15 protein-coding genes are annotated in these 18,197 nt (G+C 45.5%); 7 read left to right on the forward strand and 8 right to left on the reverse strand.

All coding sequences use genetic code 11. The features are described from left to right. Nucleotides 1–2: 2 nt before the first annotated feature. A complete protein-coding gene (locus QUA02_RS01455) occupies nt 3–1,418 on the reverse strand; it encodes an MBOAT family O-acyltransferase (protein WP_333024719.1) in 1,416 nt (471 codons plus the stop codon). A 343-nt stretch (nt 1,419–1,761) separates the two neighbouring features. On the opposite strand from QUA02_RS01455, the gene QUA02_RS01460 reads away from it, so the two are divergent. Further along, nucleotides 1,762–4,704: an ATP-dependent Clp protease ATP-binding subunit gene (locus QUA02_RS01460; RefSeq protein WP_333024722.1), complete on the forward strand. Its 2,943-nt coding sequence runs from the start codon at nt 1,762–1,764 to the stop codon at nt 4,702–4,704. Between the two features lie 195 nt (nt 4,705–4,899). Here QUA02_RS01460 and QUA02_RS01465 read toward each other — a convergent pair whose 3' ends face one another. Then, complete coding sequence (locus QUA02_RS01465) at nt 4,900–5,130, reverse strand: photosystem II protein, Psb35-related (protein WP_333024723.1); 231 nt, start codon at nt 5,128–5,130, stop codon at nt 4,900–4,902. Nucleotides 5,131–5,572: 442 nt separating this feature from the next. On the opposite strand from QUA02_RS01465, the gene treS reads away from it, so the two are divergent. After that, nucleotides 5,573–8,968 (forward strand): maltose alpha-D-glucosyltransferase, encoded by a 3,396-nt coding sequence (gene treS / locus QUA02_RS01470; protein WP_333024726.1) that lies wholly within the window; start codon nt 5,573–5,575, stop codon nt 8,966–8,968. Between the two features lie 260 nt (nt 8,969–9,228). On the opposite strand, the gene QUA02_RS01475 is transcribed toward treS, so the two are convergent. The 4 genes from QUA02_RS01475 to QUA02_RS01490 form a co-directional block, all read right to left on the reverse strand. After that, nucleotides 9,229–9,549, reverse strand: a complete 321-nt coding sequence (locus tag QUA02_RS01475; protein WP_333024728.1) for a 2Fe-2S iron-sulfur cluster-binding protein — start codon at nt 9,547–9,549, stop codon at nt 9,229–9,231. Nucleotides 9,550–9,675: 126 nt separating this feature from the next. Then, the gene (locus QUA02_RS01480; RefSeq protein ID WP_333024729.1) at nt 9,676–10,503 is read right to left on the reverse strand and encodes a S1C family serine protease; all 828 of its coding nucleotides are present in this window, start codon (nt 10,501–10,503) and stop codon (nt 9,676–9,678) included. 360 nt (nt 10,504–10,863) lie between these two features. Continuing rightward, a complete protein-coding gene (gene hemC / locus QUA02_RS01485) occupies nt 10,864–11,835 on the reverse strand; it encodes a hydroxymethylbilane synthase (RefSeq protein WP_333024730.1) in 972 nt (323 codons plus the stop codon). A 200-nt stretch (nt 11,836–12,035) separates the two neighbouring features. Beyond that, nucleotides 12,036–12,161, reverse strand: a complete 126-nt coding sequence (locus QUA02_RS01490) for a hypothetical protein (RefSeq protein ID WP_333024733.1) — start codon at nt 12,159–12,161, stop codon at nt 12,036–12,038. Nucleotides 12,162–12,377: 216 nt separating this feature from the next. Between QUA02_RS01490 and QUA02_RS01495 the strand changes: the two genes are divergently transcribed. Beyond that, nucleotides 12,378–12,833, forward strand: a complete 456-nt coding sequence (locus QUA02_RS01495) for a Panacea domain-containing protein (protein WP_333024736.1) — start codon at nt 12,378–12,380, stop codon at nt 12,831–12,833. Next, on the forward strand, nt 12,834–13,274 hold the full coding sequence (locus tag QUA02_RS01500; protein WP_333024737.1) for an MAG6450 family protein: 441 nt from the start codon (nt 12,834–12,836) through the stop codon (nt 13,272–13,274). It begins immediately after the preceding gene. 102 nt (nt 13,275–13,376) lie between these two features. Here QUA02_RS01500 and QUA02_RS01505 read toward each other — a convergent pair whose 3' ends face one another. After that, entirely contained in the window at nt 13,377–14,405 is a 1,029-nt protein-coding gene (locus tag QUA02_RS01505; RefSeq protein WP_333024738.1) for a hypothetical protein, read from the reverse strand. Nucleotides 14,406–14,550: 145 nt separating this feature from the next. After that, nucleotides 14,551–15,111: a hypothetical protein gene (locus tag QUA02_RS01510; RefSeq protein ID WP_333024739.1), complete on the reverse strand. Its 561-nt coding sequence runs from the start codon at nt 15,109–15,111 to the stop codon at nt 14,551–14,553. A 190-nt stretch (nt 15,112–15,301) separates the two neighbouring features. Here QUA02_RS01510 and QUA02_RS01515 point away from each other — a divergent pair, with 190 nt between their 5' ends. The 3 genes from QUA02_RS01515 to QUA02_RS01525 all read left to right on the forward strand — a co-directional run bounded on the left by QUA02_RS01515 (nt 15,302) and on the right by QUA02_RS01525 (nt 18,126). After that, complete coding sequence (locus QUA02_RS01515) at nt 15,302–16,387, forward strand: T4 RnlA family RNA ligase (RefSeq protein WP_333024742.1); 1,086 nt, start codon at nt 15,302–15,304, stop codon at nt 16,385–16,387. A 235-nt stretch (nt 16,388–16,622) separates the two neighbouring features. After that, nucleotides 16,623–17,471 (forward strand): phosphatase domain-containing protein, encoded by an 849-nt coding sequence (locus QUA02_RS01520; protein WP_333024744.1) that lies wholly within the window; start codon nt 16,623–16,625, stop codon nt 17,469–17,471. A gap of 70 nt (nt 17,472–17,541) precedes the next feature. Continuing rightward, on the forward strand, nt 17,542–18,126 hold the full coding sequence (locus QUA02_RS01525; RefSeq protein ID WP_333024746.1) for a Uma2 family endonuclease: 585 nt from the start codon (nt 17,542–17,544) through the stop codon (nt 18,124–18,126). Nucleotides 18,127–18,197: the final 71 nt, after the last annotated feature.

The raw sequence follows: 18,197 nt of genomic DNA on the forward strand, positions 1-18,197 counted from the left end.
TGTTAGAAATTAAAGTAGATAAAAGGCGGGACGGTGCTCGGGCCAAGCATCAAAATAGCATACACGAACAGCGAAACTAAGACAACCCGAAAAAATATGTTTTTTAAGGAAAACAGGACTTGCAATAGTTGGGAAATGCGATCGCCCCACAAGTTGATCGCGCCAATGACTGCAATTACTAAATACAATTGCCAAAAGTTAAATTGAAAAGTTGCAACCGCAGGATGGACAATTCCTTGAAAAAAAATCACCGCAGTTTCCCAGTTAGGAGTGCCGAAAAATACCCAGCTACAAGTAACAAAACTAAATGTTAATAACCAACTGCAAAATTGAGCAAATCTGGGAAAGGAATAGTCTAATTTCCAGCCGATAGCTTGGGGGATATCTTTACATAAATGGTTGACAACTAATCCTAAACCGTGAATTGAGCCCCAGACAATAAAGTTTAAACCTGCGCCGTGCCAAAATCCGCCGATCGCCATTGTCATCAGTAAATTTACGTACTTCCTCAACTTGCCGTATTTGTTGCCGCCCAAGGGAAAGTAAACGTAATCCCTCAGCCACTCGGAAAGACTGATGTGCCACCTTTTCCAAAATTCTTGCAAGCTGAGCGATCGGTATGGCATATTAAAGTTGGCGATCGGTTTGAAACCCAGCAAACAGGAGATACCGTTGGCTAAATCCGAGTAGCCGCTGAAATCTACGTAAATTAAACAAGAATAGGAAATTGCCGCGAGGATTAAATCGATTCTGCTGTACTGCTGGGGGACTTTGAATGGTAGTTGAGTGAAGTTAAACAAAAAGCTCGATAAAGTATATTTTTTGAAGAGTCCAGACAAAATCAAAACTATAACTTCTTCGATTTGATAGTCATATTTTTTCGGTGAATTTAACTGCGTGTAAAATTCGCGAGCTCGCGAGATTGGCCCGGAGGCAATTTGGGGAAAGTAGGTAATGTAGGTGGCGTAGTCTACAAATTTCGGATAGGGGATTTTTTGCTGGTAGCAGTCGATTAAATGGGAAATCATTCTAAATGTGTAGAATGACACGCCGACGGGGGCGATTATTTGCAAAACTTGAAAGCTAGCTGGAATTTGTAGCTGGTTCAGTACCTCAAATAAGGAAGTTACAAAGAAGTTGCAATATTTAAAGATGCCGAGATTGGCAATGTTGAAAATTAGGCCGGAGATTAAAGCAAGTTTTTTATATTTACCGTGGCAGACAGCCCGGAGAATGATATAATTGTAGGCAGTGGCTAAAACGAGGAGCAAGAGAAAGTCGAAACTCCAAAAGGAATAAAATAGTAAACTGGAAAATAGCAAGACAATTTTATACAAATCGACTTGCGGTTTCAAAGAGAGGATAGCGCTAAAAATAATTAGGAAAAATACTAGAAATTGGTAAGTGGGAAATAGCATAAATTTCAGTCGATCGCAAATTGGAATCGAGCCGTATAGATATTTGGTAGGGACACGGCATTGCCGTGTCCCTACAGTATTGTAGGCAATCGAGAACCACTATATTTTCATAAGTACGCGCCAGCGCAGCTATCCCGAAGGAAATCGCCCGATCCGGTCTGACAGCACAAAATTTCGCCGTGGATTGCGGACTGTAACCTTTGGTTCGAGGTGAATTATGTTGCAACTTCCGCCCTAGTTAACCGCACTCAGAAATTCACAATCGTGTTTAAAGATTATGATGGTTGTGAGACGATGTCTTAACGGATAACAACAGGAATCCCCTTGATTGCGAGGAACCAACGTGCAGCCAACAGACCCTAGCAAATTTACAGATGAAGCCTGGGAAGCCATTGTCAAATCCCAGGATGTAGCCCGCCGCTTTGCCAATCAGCAGCTAGAGGTTGAACATTTAGCGATCGCCATTCTCGAACAACTTGGCTTAGCAAACACCATTCTCAGCTTGGCTGGAGTAGATGTCGTCCGCTTTGGCCAACAATTAGAAGCCTTTGCCAAACGACAGCCCAGAGTTGCCAACGCTGACCAACTATACCTCGGTCGCGGTTTAGACGTGATGTTAGATGCTGCCGAGTCTGCCAGAGTGACTTGGCAAGATAATTTTATCGCCGTTGAACATTTATTAATTGGCTTGCTAGAAGACGAACGAGTCGGCCGCCGCTTGCTGACAAAAGGCGACGGGCCGCCTGGTCGCCCCGGTTACGATCGCCAAGCCCCAATCGGTACGATCGATCGCCCAAAACTCGAAGAAGCAATCAAATCTGCCCGCGCTACTGCAAAAGTCCCAGAAAAAAATTCCGAAACGGGGAAAGCAAGCCGCAGCAACGCTAAAGTCCCAGATCGAGATGGCGAAGCCAACTCCGACGCCCTCAGCAAATACGGCCGCGATTTGACAGAAGCAGCCAAAGCCGGCAAACTCGACCCAGTAATCGGCCGCGACGAGGAAATCCGCCGCGTGGTGCAAGTTCTTTCCCGCCGCCAAAAAAACAATCCGGTGTTAATTGGCGATCCCGGAGTCGGAAAAACTGCGATCGCCGAAGGTTTGGCCCAGCGAATTGTCAACGGCGACGTACCGGAATCTTTGAAAAACCGCCAGCTATTCAGCCTGGATATGGGCAGTTTAATTGCTGGGGCAAAATTCCGGGGCGAATTTGAAGAACGGTTGCGGTCTGTCCTGCGGGAAGTCATCGATTCCGACGGGCAAATTGTCCTATTTATCGACGAATTGCATACCGTTGTCGGCACCGGCGGCGGCGGCAGTTCCGGTTCGGGAATGGATGCGGGAAATTTGTTGAAACCGATGTTAGCCCGGGGCGAATTGCGCTGCATCGGCGCTACAACTCTCGACGAATTCCGCAAGAATATTGAAAAAGATCCGGCCCTAGAACGGCGGTTTCAACAAGTATTTGTCGGCGAACCCAGCGTTGAAGATACTGTTTCGATTTTGCGCGGATTGAAAGACCGTTACGAACGCCACCACGGGGTAAAAATTACCGATTCGGCCTTGGTAGCTGCTGCAACTTTGTCTTTTCGCTATATTTCCGATCGCTTTTTGCCGGACAAGGCGATCGACCTGGTAGACGAAGCGGCCGCCCACTTGAAAATGGAGATTACCTCTAAACCTGTGGAATTGGAAGGAATCGACCGCCGGGTGATGCAGTTGGAAATGGAAAAATTGTCGATCGAAGGCGAAGGAAAAGGTGCTCTAGCCCCTGGGCTCAGCTTCCGCGTCGAACGCATCACATCTGAGATTGACATCTTAAAAGTCAAGCAAGAAAAATTGTCTTCTCAGTGGTTGGGCGAAAAACAGTTGCTGGATGCAATCAATAAATTGAAAGCAGAAGAAGACCAACTGCGAGTGCAAATCGAACAAGCAGAAAGAGCTTACGATTTGAATAAAGCCGCGCAGTTGAAGTACGGCAAGTTGGAAACTGCGGTGCGCGATCGCGAAGCGAAAGAAGCGGAACTTTTGAAACAGCAAGCTCAAGGTTCTTCCCTGCTGCGGGAAAAAGTTACTGAGGGCGACATTGCCGAAATTGTTGCAAAATGGACGGGAATTCCTGTCAACCGATTGTTAGAATCCGAACGCCAAAAATTGCTGCAATTGGAAAAGCATTTGCACCACCGGGTAATCGGTCAACAGGAGGCTGTGACAGCGGTTGCAGCGGCTATTCGGCGGGCTCGGGCGGGGATGAAAGATCCGGGGAGACCGATCGGCTCTTTCTTGTTTATGGGCCCCACAGGCGTCGGCAAAACAGAGTTAGCGCGGGCGTTGGCTGAGTTTTTGTTTGACAGCGATGATGCGATCGTCCGCATCGATATGTCGGAATACATGGAGAAGCAAAACGTCTCCCGGTTGGTAGGAGCTCCCCCCGGATACGTCGGTTACGATGAAGGGGGACAACTTTCGGAAGCAGTGCGGAGACGCCCTTATTCGGTGGTGCTGTTTGACGAAGTGGAAAAGGCGCACCCCGATATATTTAACATTTTGTTGCAAGTGTTGGATGACGGCAGAATTACCGATTCTCAAGGTCGAGTGGTTGACTTTAAAAATACCGTAATTGTGATGACCAGCAATATCGGCAGCGACCACATTTTAGACGTGTTTACCAAGAAGGAAAAAACCGCTAAAAAAACTGCAACTCGGAAGCAGGAAACGAAAGATTTGTCAAGTCACAAGACAGATTATAAAGTTGCAGCCGACGGTACTGTGGAGGTGTCTGCCCAGCGAGTTGATGTTGATACTGTAGTAACTAAGAGTGAAAACAAGAGTGAAAATGAAAATTTATTGACTCAAGAACGGGAGACAGACGAAGAATACGAGCAAATGTTAAAACGGGTGATGGGAGCGCTGCGATCGCACTTCCGACCGGAGTTTCTTCAGCGGGTGGACGAGACAATTTTGTTCCACACTTTGAGCAAGACGGAACTGCGACAAATAGTCACCATTCAAGTGAAGCGGATCGAGCGGTTGTTGGCGGAACAAAAAATTACTTTGGAACTGTCGGATGCTGCGAAAAACCATATCACAGATGTCGGTTACGACCCGGTTTACGGCGCTCGTCCCTTGAAACGCGCCATCCAGCGGGAGTTGGAAAACCCGCTGGCTAACAAGATTCTGGAAAATGCGTTTGTTGAAGGTGATACAATTGCGATAGACTGCGAAAATAACACTTTACAGTTTCGCAAAAAAGACTTTTTCCCCGCGCTGGTAGGTAACAGTTTGTAGTTGCCGCGCCGCACCAGAAAACCCGGTTTCTCCAAGAAATCGGGTTTCTGCGTATAGTTATATCAATTCCGGCTGCGCCGGAATGATATAGAGGACACGGCAGTGCCGTTTCCCTACCGCAATTAATTGTAGGGACACGGCACTGCCGTGTCCTGATTTCGGGTAATATTAATTCCGATGCCACCGGAAACGATATTACGAGTTGCGCATCGTGCGGCTGCCATAGGCATCCATGCTGTAGGCGGGAACGCGAACGCGGTAATCAATTTCTGTTCCAGTAACCGATTTTGCCAGTTGTTCAAAAGACTCATCGTTCCAATTGCGATCGTGGATGGGCTTTGACTGTTCGCCCAGGAAGTATGCTTGAGTGCCAATCACTGAGGCCGCTACCCAACCGACGATCAATAGAGCGATTACAATAGTCATTTTTGCTTTTTCCTTAACTTTTGTTGCTTTATGTAAACTAATGTAACAAAAACTAGTATTTAAAGTCAAGGTAGTGTAATGTCGTGGCAACCGTCCGACAGGTAGTAAAAACCGCCCCTAATCCTGATTCTGTAGGGTGTGCAGCGCGCACCAGTCTGTAACACCACGCACAGCGCACCGGTCTGTAGGGTGTGCTTAGCAAGCAGCGGTATCTAGCACCGCCCACCGGTATCCAGATTGTGAACTGTATCCGAAATAGCAAAACAGATTGTTGAGATTTTATAGTTAAGAACTTATAAGTTTTGCGTTAATAAATTACGATTAAAATTCTGCCGCTAGCATGACGAAGCGCGGCAAAATTATGAGTTATGATTTATCAGTTTGGATTTGAACTAACAAATCTCAATTACCAAATCCCAATTACCAATTACCCCTAAAAATCATGGCCAACTCAATGTTAAATAACGACCCCTTGTGGTTCAAAGACGCCATCATTTACGAAGTACCAATTCGCGCTTTTGCCGACAGCAATGCAGACGGCATCGGCGACTTTCGGGGACTGACAGAAAAACTGGATTACCTGCAAAACTTGGGAGTAACAGCAATTTGGGTGCTGCCATTTTTTCCTTCGCCACTTCGAGACGACGGCTACGATACATCTCACTATACCACCGTCAACCCGATTTACGGCACTTTAGAAGATTTCAAACATCTTTTAGAACAAGCGCACTTGCGGGGAATTAGAGTCATTATTGAGTTGATTGTTAACCACACTTCCGACCAGCACGCATGGTTTCAAAAAGCGCGCCGTGCCCCGAAAGGCAGCAACGAAAGAGATTTTTACGTGTGGAGCGACACGCCGGAAAAATATCAAGATGCTAGAATTATTTTCCAAGATTTTGAGACTTCAAATTGGGCTTGGGATTCTGTAGCAAAAGCTTATTACTGGCACCGTTTTTATTCCCACCAACCGGATTTAAATTACGACAATCCCGCAGTGCGTCAAGCCATCTTAGATGTGGTAGATTTCTGGTTGGCGATGGGAGTAGACGGACTGCGAATGGATGCCGTGCCTTACCTGTACGAGCGCGAAGGTACTAACTGCGAAAACTTACCCGAAACTCACGTATTCCTCAAACACTTGCGCAAGCACGTAGATGAGAAATTTCCCAACAGAATGCTGCTAGCTGAGGCGAATCAGTGGCCGGAGGATGCGGTTGAATATTATGCCTCTGGGGATGAATGTCACATGAACTTTCACTTTCCGCTGATGCCGCGTTTATTTATGGCTTTGTACATGGAAGATAGCTTTCCAATTAGCGACATTCTCCAGCAAACTCCGCAGATTCCCAATAACTGTCAGTGGGCATTATTTTTGCGGAATCACGACGAACTGACGCTGGAAATGGTGAGTGATGAAGACCGAGATTATATGTATCGGGTTTACGCTCAAGACACTCAGGCGAGAATTAATTTGGGCATCCGCCGCCGCTTGGCTCCTTTGATGGGAAATAACCGCCGCCGCATCGAGTTGATGAATGCTTTGCTGCTGTCTCTTCCGGGTACGCCGGTGCTTTACTACGGCGATGAAATTGGCATGGGAGACAATATCTATTTGGGCGATCGCAACGGGGTGAGAACTCCGATGCAGTGGAGTGGCGATCGCAATGCCGGTTTCAGCCGCGCTAACCCGCAGCGGCTGTACGCGCCGCCCATTGTTGACCCTGAATATCACTACGAATCTGTTAACGTGGACGCGCAGCGGGCGAATCCGAGTTCTCTTTGGTGGTGGATGAAACGCCTAATTGCAATTAGGCAGCGCTTCCAAGCATTCGGCCGCGGAACTTGCGAGTTTTTGTACCCGGAAAACCGCAAAGTTTTAGCTTTTGTTCGTACTTATCAAGACGAACACATCCTCGTAGTGACTAATTTGTCGCGTTTCGTGCAGACTGCAGAATTAGACCTTTCGCCCTTTAAAGGTGCTGTTCCTGTGGAGATTTTCGGCCGAACTGAGTTTCCGGCGGTTGGCGACTCGCCTTACTTTTTGAGCTTGAGTCCTCACACGTTTTACTGGTTTACTCTTACTGTTAAACAAGAAGATTTTTCGTTGCAGGGTTATCACACAAACTTGCCGAGTTTGGCGGTCATCGGTAATTGGAAAACTGCTTTTGCTACAAGTCAGTTAAGCGATATGCTGCTCTCTATTTTGCCGGAATATTTGCGGCGCAATCGCTGGTATAGCAGTACAGACAGGACAATTCAATCATTAGAAATAAGTGAAGTGGTGCCTGTTGAATGTAAAGATAGTGCCGGGGAAGAATCTACAGTTTACATTCTGTTTTTGCAGTTGAATTATACTGAAGGTATGCCGGAAACTTACGTTTTGCCTTTAGGTTGGGAAGAGATGAAAGGCGATGCGGACGATCGGGCGATCGCGCGCCTGCACTTCCCAGAAACCAACAAGGAAGTCGGGGTACTATTTGATGCTGCTGGGGACAAAGGTTTTCTGAGCGCGCTGCTGGGGGCGATCGGCAATTCTCGCAGTTACACAGGTGCAGCAGGTCAACTGCTAGGAATTGCCGACAGTGCATTCAGCTCAGAACAAGATTTATCGCACCTCGACCCTCACCTGTTCAAAAAAGAACAAAGCAATACATCCGCAGGTTACGGCGACCGCTTCGTCCTGAAAATATTGCGAAAAGTCGAGGAAGGAATCAACCCCGAATTAGAAATCGGACGCTTTTTAACGGATCGCAACTCGATCCAACACTATGCTCCAATTGCCGGAGCATTGGAATATCGCACCGCAGAAAAACAAGTAATTACAGTTGGAATACTGCAAAAATTAATCCCCGACAGCATAGACGCTTGGTCTTATACATTAGACACACTGCGCGACTATTTCGAGCGAGTAATGACAGTAGAAGCAAAGCATTCCGCCGAAAATTTATCTACTTCCCCCGAAAATTATTTACCCAGCGCTTTGACCGGACAAATGCAGCGGCAGTCAAACTCGCTAGTAGCCGATTTATCCCTAGAAATTCCCGCCTTAGCTCGGGAACTCATCGGCTCTTACTTAGCATCAGCCGAACTATTAGGTCAGCGGACAGCCGAACTTCACCTCGCTTTAGCTTCTGACACAGAAAATCCCGCTTTTGCCCCAGAAAACTTCACCTCATTTTACCAGCGTTCCATCTATCAACACATGAGAAATCTGGCAGGAAGAACTTTGCTGCTGCTGAAAAAGCGGCTGTCCAAACTGCCGCCAGAAATGCAAAAATCGGCACAAAATCTCCTCAACCGCGAAGAGTTGCTCATGGAACGTTTCAAGTCTATTTTGAACTTGAGAATCACGGCCGATAGAATTCGCTGTCACGGGGACTTTCATTTCGGGCAAGTTCTTTATACAGGGAAAGACTTCGTAATTATTGATTTCGGAGGAGAACGGAATCGACCGTTAAGCGAGCGGCGGATGAAGAGGTCGCCCCTGCGAGATGTTGCGGGAATGCTGCAATCTTTGAGTTACGCTGTTACTTTGGCGCTCCGCAATGAAGTAGAAAGCGGCATGATTCGCCCTGAAAATCTCCCGGAGATGCAGCAGTGGGCGAACGTTTGGCACCGCTGGGTCAGCCTCACTTTTCTTAACAGCTATTTGGTAACAGCAGCCGATGCAAATTTCTTGCCCAAATCTATACCGGAACTACAAGTTTTGCTAGATGCTTACATTTTGGAAAAAGCGGTTTCCGAGCTGGCCTACGAACTCAATTACCGCTTGGATTGGGCGGAAATTCCGCTCCAACGGATTCTAGAATTGCTAAAGTTTTATGGCAAGCCGTAGTTTTTGTGTATTGAGTAGGGTGCGCAGTGCGCACCTTACATTAACCAAATCTGCTTTGATATCAAATCCGATGCCACCGGATTTGATATTACCAACAGTCAGGACACGGCAGTGCCGTTTCCCTACAATTAATTAATCGGGCGATGGTTACATATCTCGCTAACGCTCATGATTATTTTGGGGTAGGGAAACGGCATTGCCGTGTCCTCCGTTGCTCCTAGCGGACTATAAAAAAAGATGGTAAGAAACCAGATTTCGTATTACTTAAAATAAAGAGATGTTTGATATAAAACTTGTTCTTGATGGGTTAACAAAGTGCAGTCTGAAAGCGGGTAAGCCACACAAGTAACAGCGTAGCCAGCTTGCAATTCTGACGGCTTCAAAAACTTTTGTTCGCTTTGGTCGATTTCACCGCTCAGCAGTTTGACAACACAGGCAGAGCACTCTCCTTGCTTGCATCCATTGGGGAGGCGAATACCTGCGTCTTCTGCCATATCTAGGATATACTGGTCGTCTGGTACTGCGATCGTGCGATCGAGGGCGAGATCCTCATTCACGAACCGAACTTGATAAACTGCCATTTTTTCCTCTGTATTCGCCAAAGGGCGGGTTTACTATGCTGTTAGTCCTGGCAAATATTTCGGGTAAAACCCGCCCCTTGTATCTACATAGATGGTAATGGGATCAAATCTACCGACAGCTAGCGACTAATTGTCGGAATCATCCTCAAAAGTCTCCTCAAATCCAGCTAAAAAGTCATCCAAAGCAACCGAGGCGATCGCCAAATTAATACTATCAGCATCTTCCAATCCCCACGTATTCACCCCAACAACTTGACCGGCCATATTAATCAACGGGCCGCCGGAATTTCCCGGATTAATCGCCGCATCCGTTTCCAACACCTTCACCTCAGCAACATCATCATCATCTTCGTCACCTTCCTCATACTCATCGGGTTCGCGAATAGCATTCACAATACCTTGAGTTACAGTTGAAGCAAACTGCCCCAAAGGATTGCCCACAGCAATTACTCGATCGCCCACTTTCACATCAAAAGACAACTCTAAAGGAGGATATTCTTCTGGAGATTCAACTTGTTCCCCTGTTTCCGGGTCGAGCATAAAACCAGTAATCAAAAGCAATGCTAAATCCTCTTCCGCATTGCCAGTAAATACCACCTCTGCCATTCTCAACTTTCCGTCGTGAGTTTCCACTAAAACCTGTTCGACTTCATCTTCTTCATAGAAATAATCTTCATCGGCAATATCTTCGACAACGTGATAGTTGGTGACAATTATGTCAGGCGATACAAAAAAGCCACTGCCGGAAGAAATTTCTTCTCCTGTATCCCAATCCATCACGTAAACTGAAACTACAGAGGGCAAGACTTGCTCGACGACATCGGAAAAGTTTCCCGTCTGGGTTTTAAACTCTTTCAATTGCTGCTGCAAAGCTTTTTGGTCTGCCTGCATTTTGCTATAAAGTTGCTGAACTTTTGCCAATTCTAGCTTTAATTGAGTTTGCGGAGCGCTCATATTTTGCCTTTACCTGAAATAGGTTGCTGATTTATTTGGGATGTTTGATTGTAGATTTTGGATTGGTATGTTGACAATTATAGGACTCAGGCCAAAGAAACCCGGTTTCTACGAAAAATCCTGGGCTTTACAGCAAGGCATCCATCCATAAACCGGGTTTTTCAACACCCGTGCGGAGCGTCCTAAATTAGTCTGATGTTTGGGAAATCGAGCGGCCATTTTATCAAAAACTACCATCTACAATCTACAAACATACTGCTAGTGTACCTGTGAAAGCAAAAGCGAACCGCCGATTATTTTTATTTTACAAAAGGCGATATTTCGCGTCTAAAAGCATTGACAAATAGATACCGATCTGATTTAGGAACCGCGTCGAACTTCGACAAAAATTTCCTCCAAAATTTCACTAGCTCCCTGTTGGCGCAGGCGGTGAGCGAGGTCAATTCCCAGCAGTTCAGCAGTCTCGGCAGCGCCGGAAACAGTATCTTTGACGAACCGCTTGCCGTCGAGACTCGATACCATTCCGGTTAAGGTTAATTGACCGCTTTCTATTTTGGTATTGACGCCGATTGGCACTTGACAGCCGCCTTCTAATTCCCGCAGAAATGCGCGTTCGGCATAACATCTTTGGGCGGTTTCCGAGTGTTCGAGAGCTTTAATCACTGCCATGATTTCTGTATCTCCGGCGCGGCATTCGATACCCAAAGCACCTTGTCCGACGGCGTGAAGGGAGATTTCAGCAGGAATAATTTGGTGGATGCGATCGCCCATTCCCAATCTTTCGAGGCCGGCAACTGCTAAAATAATCGCGTCGTAACCGCCCTCATCTAATTTAGCGAGTCTAGTATTGAGATTGCCGCGAATATCTTTAAATTCAAAATGAGGGAAATGGTGCCGCAGTTGAGCCAGCCGCCGCAGGGAAGAAGTGCCGATTACTGAACCTGCTGGGAGGGTGTCTAGTTGCTTGTCTTTGTGCTTGGAGTGAACTACCAGGGCGTCAGCGGGATTTTCCCGTTCGGTGACGCATCCTAAAATTAAACCTTCGGGCAAATTGGTAGGCAAATCTTTGAGGGAATGAACGGCAAAGTCCGTTTCATTGTTAATCATTCCCGTTTCTAATTCTTTGGTAAAAAGTCCTTTATCGCCAATTTTAGCGAGGGCGACATCAAGAATTATGTCCCCTTGGGTGGACATGGTGTGGACTTCAAAAGTGTGTTCCGGGAAGTGTTTCTGTAGCTGTTCTTGCACCCAGTGGGTTTGCACGAGAGCGAGTTGGCTTTTGCGGGAACCGATGCGAACGGTTCGGGAAGGGGCGGATGTGGTTGGGGACATAAGATCGATCGGAGGATAGCTTGAAATCAGCCAATATATTCACCTGATCTAGCGTACCGCAGGTGGGGACTTTAATTGCTGGTTGGGATAATTCGGGCGATCAAATAGAAATACCAGATTTTGACCGCCTGTTTGAAAAAAGGATGCAACGGTAGGCAAGCTCCAAACCTTTACATAATAAGCCATTGCCAATCTAAAACCTAAAATCTAAAATCTAAAATTGTATGACCGCCAGTAGCAGTTAGCCTTGATGATGTTTCCCATCCTGCATTGGGCGTCGCTGGCACGGGGGCGATCGACATTCCGAAGCAAAGGCTGCCGGTCATGTAAGATTTACCTAGGGTCGAGCCGGATGAACCTGGTTGGCATGACGAGTTAGCTCAGCAGCAGCTCGAAAGAATTAGCTCAAAGGTGGCGAGATTTGGGGAGAGAAACGTAGTGGCGAGGGGAAAAGAGCGATCGTAATTGCGATCGTACTTCTAAAGCCACCAAATAGCTTAGCATCAAAAGTGAATTTGTCAAATTACTAAAATCCTAAAACTATGAAAAGTGCTCTTGACGTAGCTCGTTACTTTTTATGCCGTGTCGATCGAGAAGCAGGCGATACCATTTCTCCTCTGAAACTGCAAAAGCTCGTGTATTATGCACAAGCTTGGAGTTTAGTCTTTAGAAGCCAGCCGCTATTCGATCAAGATATTGAAGCTTGGGTTTCCGGCCCCATTGTCCGCGATGTTTGGGATGAGTACAAAGCTTACAAATATAGCGATATTCCAGCTCCAGATAATTTTGAAGAAGAATTTGATGAAGATGAAATAGAGGTACTCGAAGAAGTTTGGAATGCTTATGGAGAATTAAGTGCTAAACATCTTGCAGAATTGACGCAATCGGAGACACCTTGGCTCAACGCCCGCCAGGGATTAGAACCTGCGGAAACATCAACTAAAATCATCTCCCACGAGGATATGAAATCCTGCTATGCACCTTTGGTGGAGGCGTAAGTGGGGAAAAAAAGTCAAATACCAAAGCCATCTCAAAAAAAGCAACCAAGTAGAATTCCAGAGCAAGCAACTCAGTTAAATCGACCAAGCAGTACAGATGATGAGCATCCTAGCTTCAGATTTACCTATGCAGATAAAAATCGTTGGCTTTTGTCTGACTGGACAGCATCAGAAATCAATGACCTAATTGAAGGACTAAAGAAAATTGAGAAATATACTTGGGGCCAAATCAAAGGTCACGGATCAAAAAAACGAGGTGAATCAGTGGGAACTGGTTATAAGTTGATTAACATTCATCCGACTTTGCCTGACAATATTCCTGAAGATGAGAGGTTATCCGAAATGCGAATTGATGAGAAAAAACGGATATTTGGGTTTCGCGTTCAATCTGTTTACTACATCATTTGGTTTGACCGCGACCATTCAGTTTGTCCAGAATAAAGTTTATGAGGAGTGAAAAAAATCGATTCCCTACCCTGCCCGAAGGCAGGCGCGTTCGGGATAGTTTCGCTCGCGCGTACCTTTTGCATTTCCCACCACAATTTAACGTTGCCCTGCTTGAAGTGCAGAATTTGCTATCTGGACAACTTCTTGCTGCCGTCCGTTTTTCCTTGTGACTCGGTACAATACCCCCAGCCTTTGCCACTCAACAAAAGCAGTGCAGTAAGCACCGCAATTATTGAAATAAATCCCCCTGAATCCGCCCGCCAATTCAACGCTTCTGTTAGTATCCTGCGGCAATTGCGAAGGAGGCGAAAACGGTTCATTTCTCTTAGCTTCGATTGTGCCGAAATAACAAGCTCCCGCGCGGCATCCTTTGCCTAAATACATTCCCACAATGTAACCGTCGGCCCCCGCTTGCACATCAAAATCAAGTTGCTGAATGTCTGATAAAGGAAGCCTACTCGGGAGAAAAACAGGCACTCGCGTTTTGCCTTTGATTTGTCTAAAGATGTTACTAGCAGGAAAACGACTGTTAGCTTGGTTTACACTTGAGTTATCGGGGATTGGGGGAAAGTTTTGCACAAAATTCCTCCACTGCACAACTCTATTTTTAGCAATGTTAAAAGTGGGAATAGAGTATTTTTCGAGCGCAAAAGAAGGGCGACCAGTTTTCAGATTGAAGCTGCGGCGAATCATTGTAATTTCTGGTTTACCTAACCCGTAAGCTGTGGCTGTGGAACGGGCGAGATTGCAGCTAATTTTGAAGCGTCCCATCTCAATATTGCCATTTTCCGCTTGATAAGACCAATTGTAACCCTCAGAAGCACGATCGCGATCGCACAGAAAATGAGAAATCTCAAACATCTTGGCAATATGAAAATCGTACAACCGCAACTTGCGGCTGCCGGCAGATTTTGCAGTGTTGCGATCGGGCACAATAAATTGTATCGGTTGCCAGCTATCTTCAGGGGAATAATTAAACCAGCGGATTTCTGTAATCGGGAGTTCTGTTCTTGCTAACGCTGAGTTTGGTGTCAAAGGTGCGTGAAGCGAAGCTATCCCGAAGGGAATCGTAAAAGCAGTCACGACACAAGCAAAAATCGCCGCAAATAGCCATCTTCTCCTCATCCTGATTTCCCCCTAAGTAGGTCAGCGCAAAAAAACCATAGCATTTTGTAAGAGGCGAATGCGAGTTAAGATATATCATACAATAACTGTAAGGTACGCACAGAGCACCCTACAGATATAAGTTGTGCGTCCCCGACTACAGAACTTAACGCTTCCGAGCTAGAATAGCAGAATTTGCTATTAAAATTAAATCTGATTCCCTTCCGTTCTTCATTGCTACGGTATACATAAAATTCTGACTTTTCCACTCGATAGTTGCTGTGCAGTAAGCCCCGCAACCATTGTGAAAAACTCCTTTCACTCGGTCAGCCAGTTGAACATTTTTTAAAGTCTTAGTTACCCCTTCTACTTTTGTAGTAAACTCACCGCCTTTCTGACCTCGAATTTCCCCAAAAGTGCAAGCTCCCGCACCTCGGCAATCTGGTGTATACTCCATAGAAATAGTATAGCTGTCCCTTTTCGCTTGGCTTTGATAGTAAAGCTTCTGCGAAATAGGAAGCCGGCTGGGGAGGAAAATGGGTACTTGTGTTTTGCCTTTTAACTTTTGCAAAATTTGACTTACCGGAACAGCCGTACCCGCTACAGCAACAGATTTGGTTTCCGGCGGTCGCTGCGACAATTCGGACGCACCAAAAACTTGCGATACAGGTACTAAAGCAGTCAATACACACGCCGAAGTCGCCAAAAGTAATAATTTATTGTTCACTCTTTTTTTCCTTGATGTCGAAACAGTCCAGTTTTTCGGTAAAGCGCATTCACCTATTTACAACGATACTCCACAATACAAAGCTCACAATAGGTATCCCGAAAAAAAGCAAGTTTAATTTTTTTTACACATTCACTAAAATCTGCCGTTCCCGATAAAATAGAAAAGGCGACAAATTTAGGAAGAGAACGTGGAACTGCAAGATTATTTACGCCAGTACGGATTGGAAGCTTTGTCTGAAACTTATCATATCAAAGTTACCCGCCACCGCCAATATCCCGATTTAGTCTGTCTGAAATACTCGCAGATAGAATCCCCGCTGGGCGAAAAAATAGTCCAGCAGTGCCGAGGCATTATTTTAGATTCATCCCAAGATTGGCAGATAGTTTCTTATCCCTACGACAAATTTTTTAATTACGGAGAAGGCCACGCCGCTGCAATTGATTGGAGTCATGCCAAAGTTTACCAAAAACTAGACGGTTCTCTGACTGTACTTTATTTTTACAAGGGAGAATGGAGAGTGCAATCTAGCGGCACTCCCGACGCAGCGGGCGAAGTTAACGGTTTTGGATTCAGCTTTTCCGAACTTTTTTGGAAAGTCTGGCAAGAGTTGGGATATCAATTGCCACAAGAAACCGACCAGTGTTTTATCTTTGAGTTGATGACGCCTTACAATAGAATAGTTGTGCAGCAAACGGAAAATCAAATCGTGCTGCACGGGGTTCGCAACACTCAAACACTGCTAGAAACAGACCCGAGTCTTTGGGCAAATAAATACGGATGGGAATTGGTCGCATCCTATCCTTTAACTAGCTGGAAAGAAGTTATCGAAGCCGCTCAACATTTAGACCCGATGGATTCTGAAGGGTATATTATCTGCGACGCTAACTTCAACCGAGTTAAAGTTAAGTCTCCGCAATATGTCGCGATTTCCCATCTGCGTGAAGGGTTTTCGACCCGCCGCATGATAGAAATTGTTTTAACTAATGAAGGAGAAGAGTTTTTAGCTTATTTTCCTGAGTGGAGTGAGTTGTATCAAAAAGTTAAGGATAAATATCAATCTTTGGTTGAAGAAATCGAGGAGGTTTACCGACAGCACGAACATATCGAAGTTCAGAAAGATTTTGCTTTAGCTGTGAAACATTTACCCTATTCCGGGATTTTGTTTTCTTTGCGGGCCCGAAGAGTTGCGGGAGTGAAAGAAGCTCTCCGCGATGTTACGATCCATAAAATAGAAGAGTTATTAGGTTTAGATTACATCCATTTAGGTTTGTAGAAGAAGGAAGGCACTCTAAGAGATTTTGACACGGATACACGGATTAATGATCGAGCGTGAGGCAAATGTTTAAGAAAGAGGGAAGAGGGAAGTTCGGCAACGGATTATGTAACGGATGTAACGGATGGAATGAAGAGGTAAGTATTTAAACAATGCCCAATGCCCAATGCCCAATGCCCAATGCCCAATGCCCAATGCCCAATGCCCAATGCCCAATTACCAATTACCAATTGCCATGAAAAAAGTTATTGTACTTGTCGGCTTACCTGCTTCTGGTAAATCTCAATTTGCTAGAGAATTGCTGCTGTCTGAACCTGCAAAGTGGGTGCGGAGCAATAAAGATTTGCTCAGAGAAATGGCTCACGCTTCTCATTGGTCGCCGGCGAATGAAAAGTTTGTTTTGCAGTTGAGAGATACGATTATTTTGATGGCTTTGGAAAGCGGCAAGCACGTCATTGTTGATGATACTAATTTCGGGCCTCACATCGACCATATCAAACAGTTGGTTAAAGGTAAAGCTATCGTCGAAGTTAATGACTCTTTCTTGCAAGTTCCGGTTGAGGAATGTATTAAACGAGATTTGAAAAGACTTAATTCGGTGGGCAAAGATGTGATAATGAAGATGTACAATAAGTACGTGCGGGTTCCCGTTGTGCCACCGGAATATAACCCGGATTTGCCGGATGCAATTATTGTCGATATGGACGGCACATTAGCACTTCTCAACGGCAGAAATCCTTTCGATGCTTCGACGTGCGATCGCGATTTGCCCAATCCGCCGGTGTTAGATACCGTTCGCAAGTGGCAGTCCAGCGCCCATATTATTGTAGTGTCGGGCCGCACAGATGACTGTCAGCCTCAAACTGAAAAATGGTTGCAGCAGTATGAGGTCAATTATGCCAACCTTTATATGCGGAAAACGGGAGACATGAGAAAGGATGCGATTATGAAGGAAGAATTTTATCGGCGACATATTGCAGGGAAATATAATGTTAAGTTTGTCTTGGACGATCGCCAGCAAGTTGTTGATATGTGGAGAGGCTTGGGATTGACGGTATTCCAAGTAGATGAAGGGGATTTTTAAGGCAGGGTTTGTTTGACAATTGTCCCATGCCTAATGCTACAATCAAAGTAACATTGACAAAAATTTTGTTATGATATCCATTCCCCAAGCACCCCAAAAAATGACCGTTGAGGAATATCTCGAATGGGAAGCTCAACAAGAGATTCGCCACGAATATGTCAACGGCGAAGTTTTTGCCAGGATGGGCAGTACAATTCCCCATAACGATATTGCACTTAACTTTTACAGGAACTTGCGCCCGCATCTGCGTTCCAGAGGCTGTCGGATGAACGTGTCTGATGTGAAATTGCAAGTCACTTTTCAAAGCCGTTACTACTACCCTGATGTGATAGTCAGTTGCGACCCTCAAGACATGAATTCCCGCACATTCATTCAGAATCCTAAAATCATTGTGGAAGTTCTTTCTCCCAGTACAAGTGCTAAAGATCGGGATGAAAAATTCACTTGTTACCTAAAAATTCCGACTTTGCAAGAGTATATCTTGATTGATTCACAAAAAATTTTTGTTGAGCGTTACTGTCGGGGAGAGGGCAGAATGTGGCTTTACTATTCTTACACTGCTGGAGAGATTGTAACTTTATCAAGTATTGAGTTTGATTTGCCGATCGCACTTCTGTATGAAGGTGTTGGATTTGAAACAGAAACAGAAACGTAAATGGGAAGGTTGAAAACCGCAATCTCTCCCGACGGTTCAATTGTACCTGGTGTTGATTGAATACATTTAAA

The organism is Microcoleus pseudofavosus SVA1_A4, from assembly GCF_036700565.1.
GTDB lineage: Bacteria > Cyanobacteriota > Cyanobacteriia > Cyanobacteriales > Microcoleaceae > Microcoleus.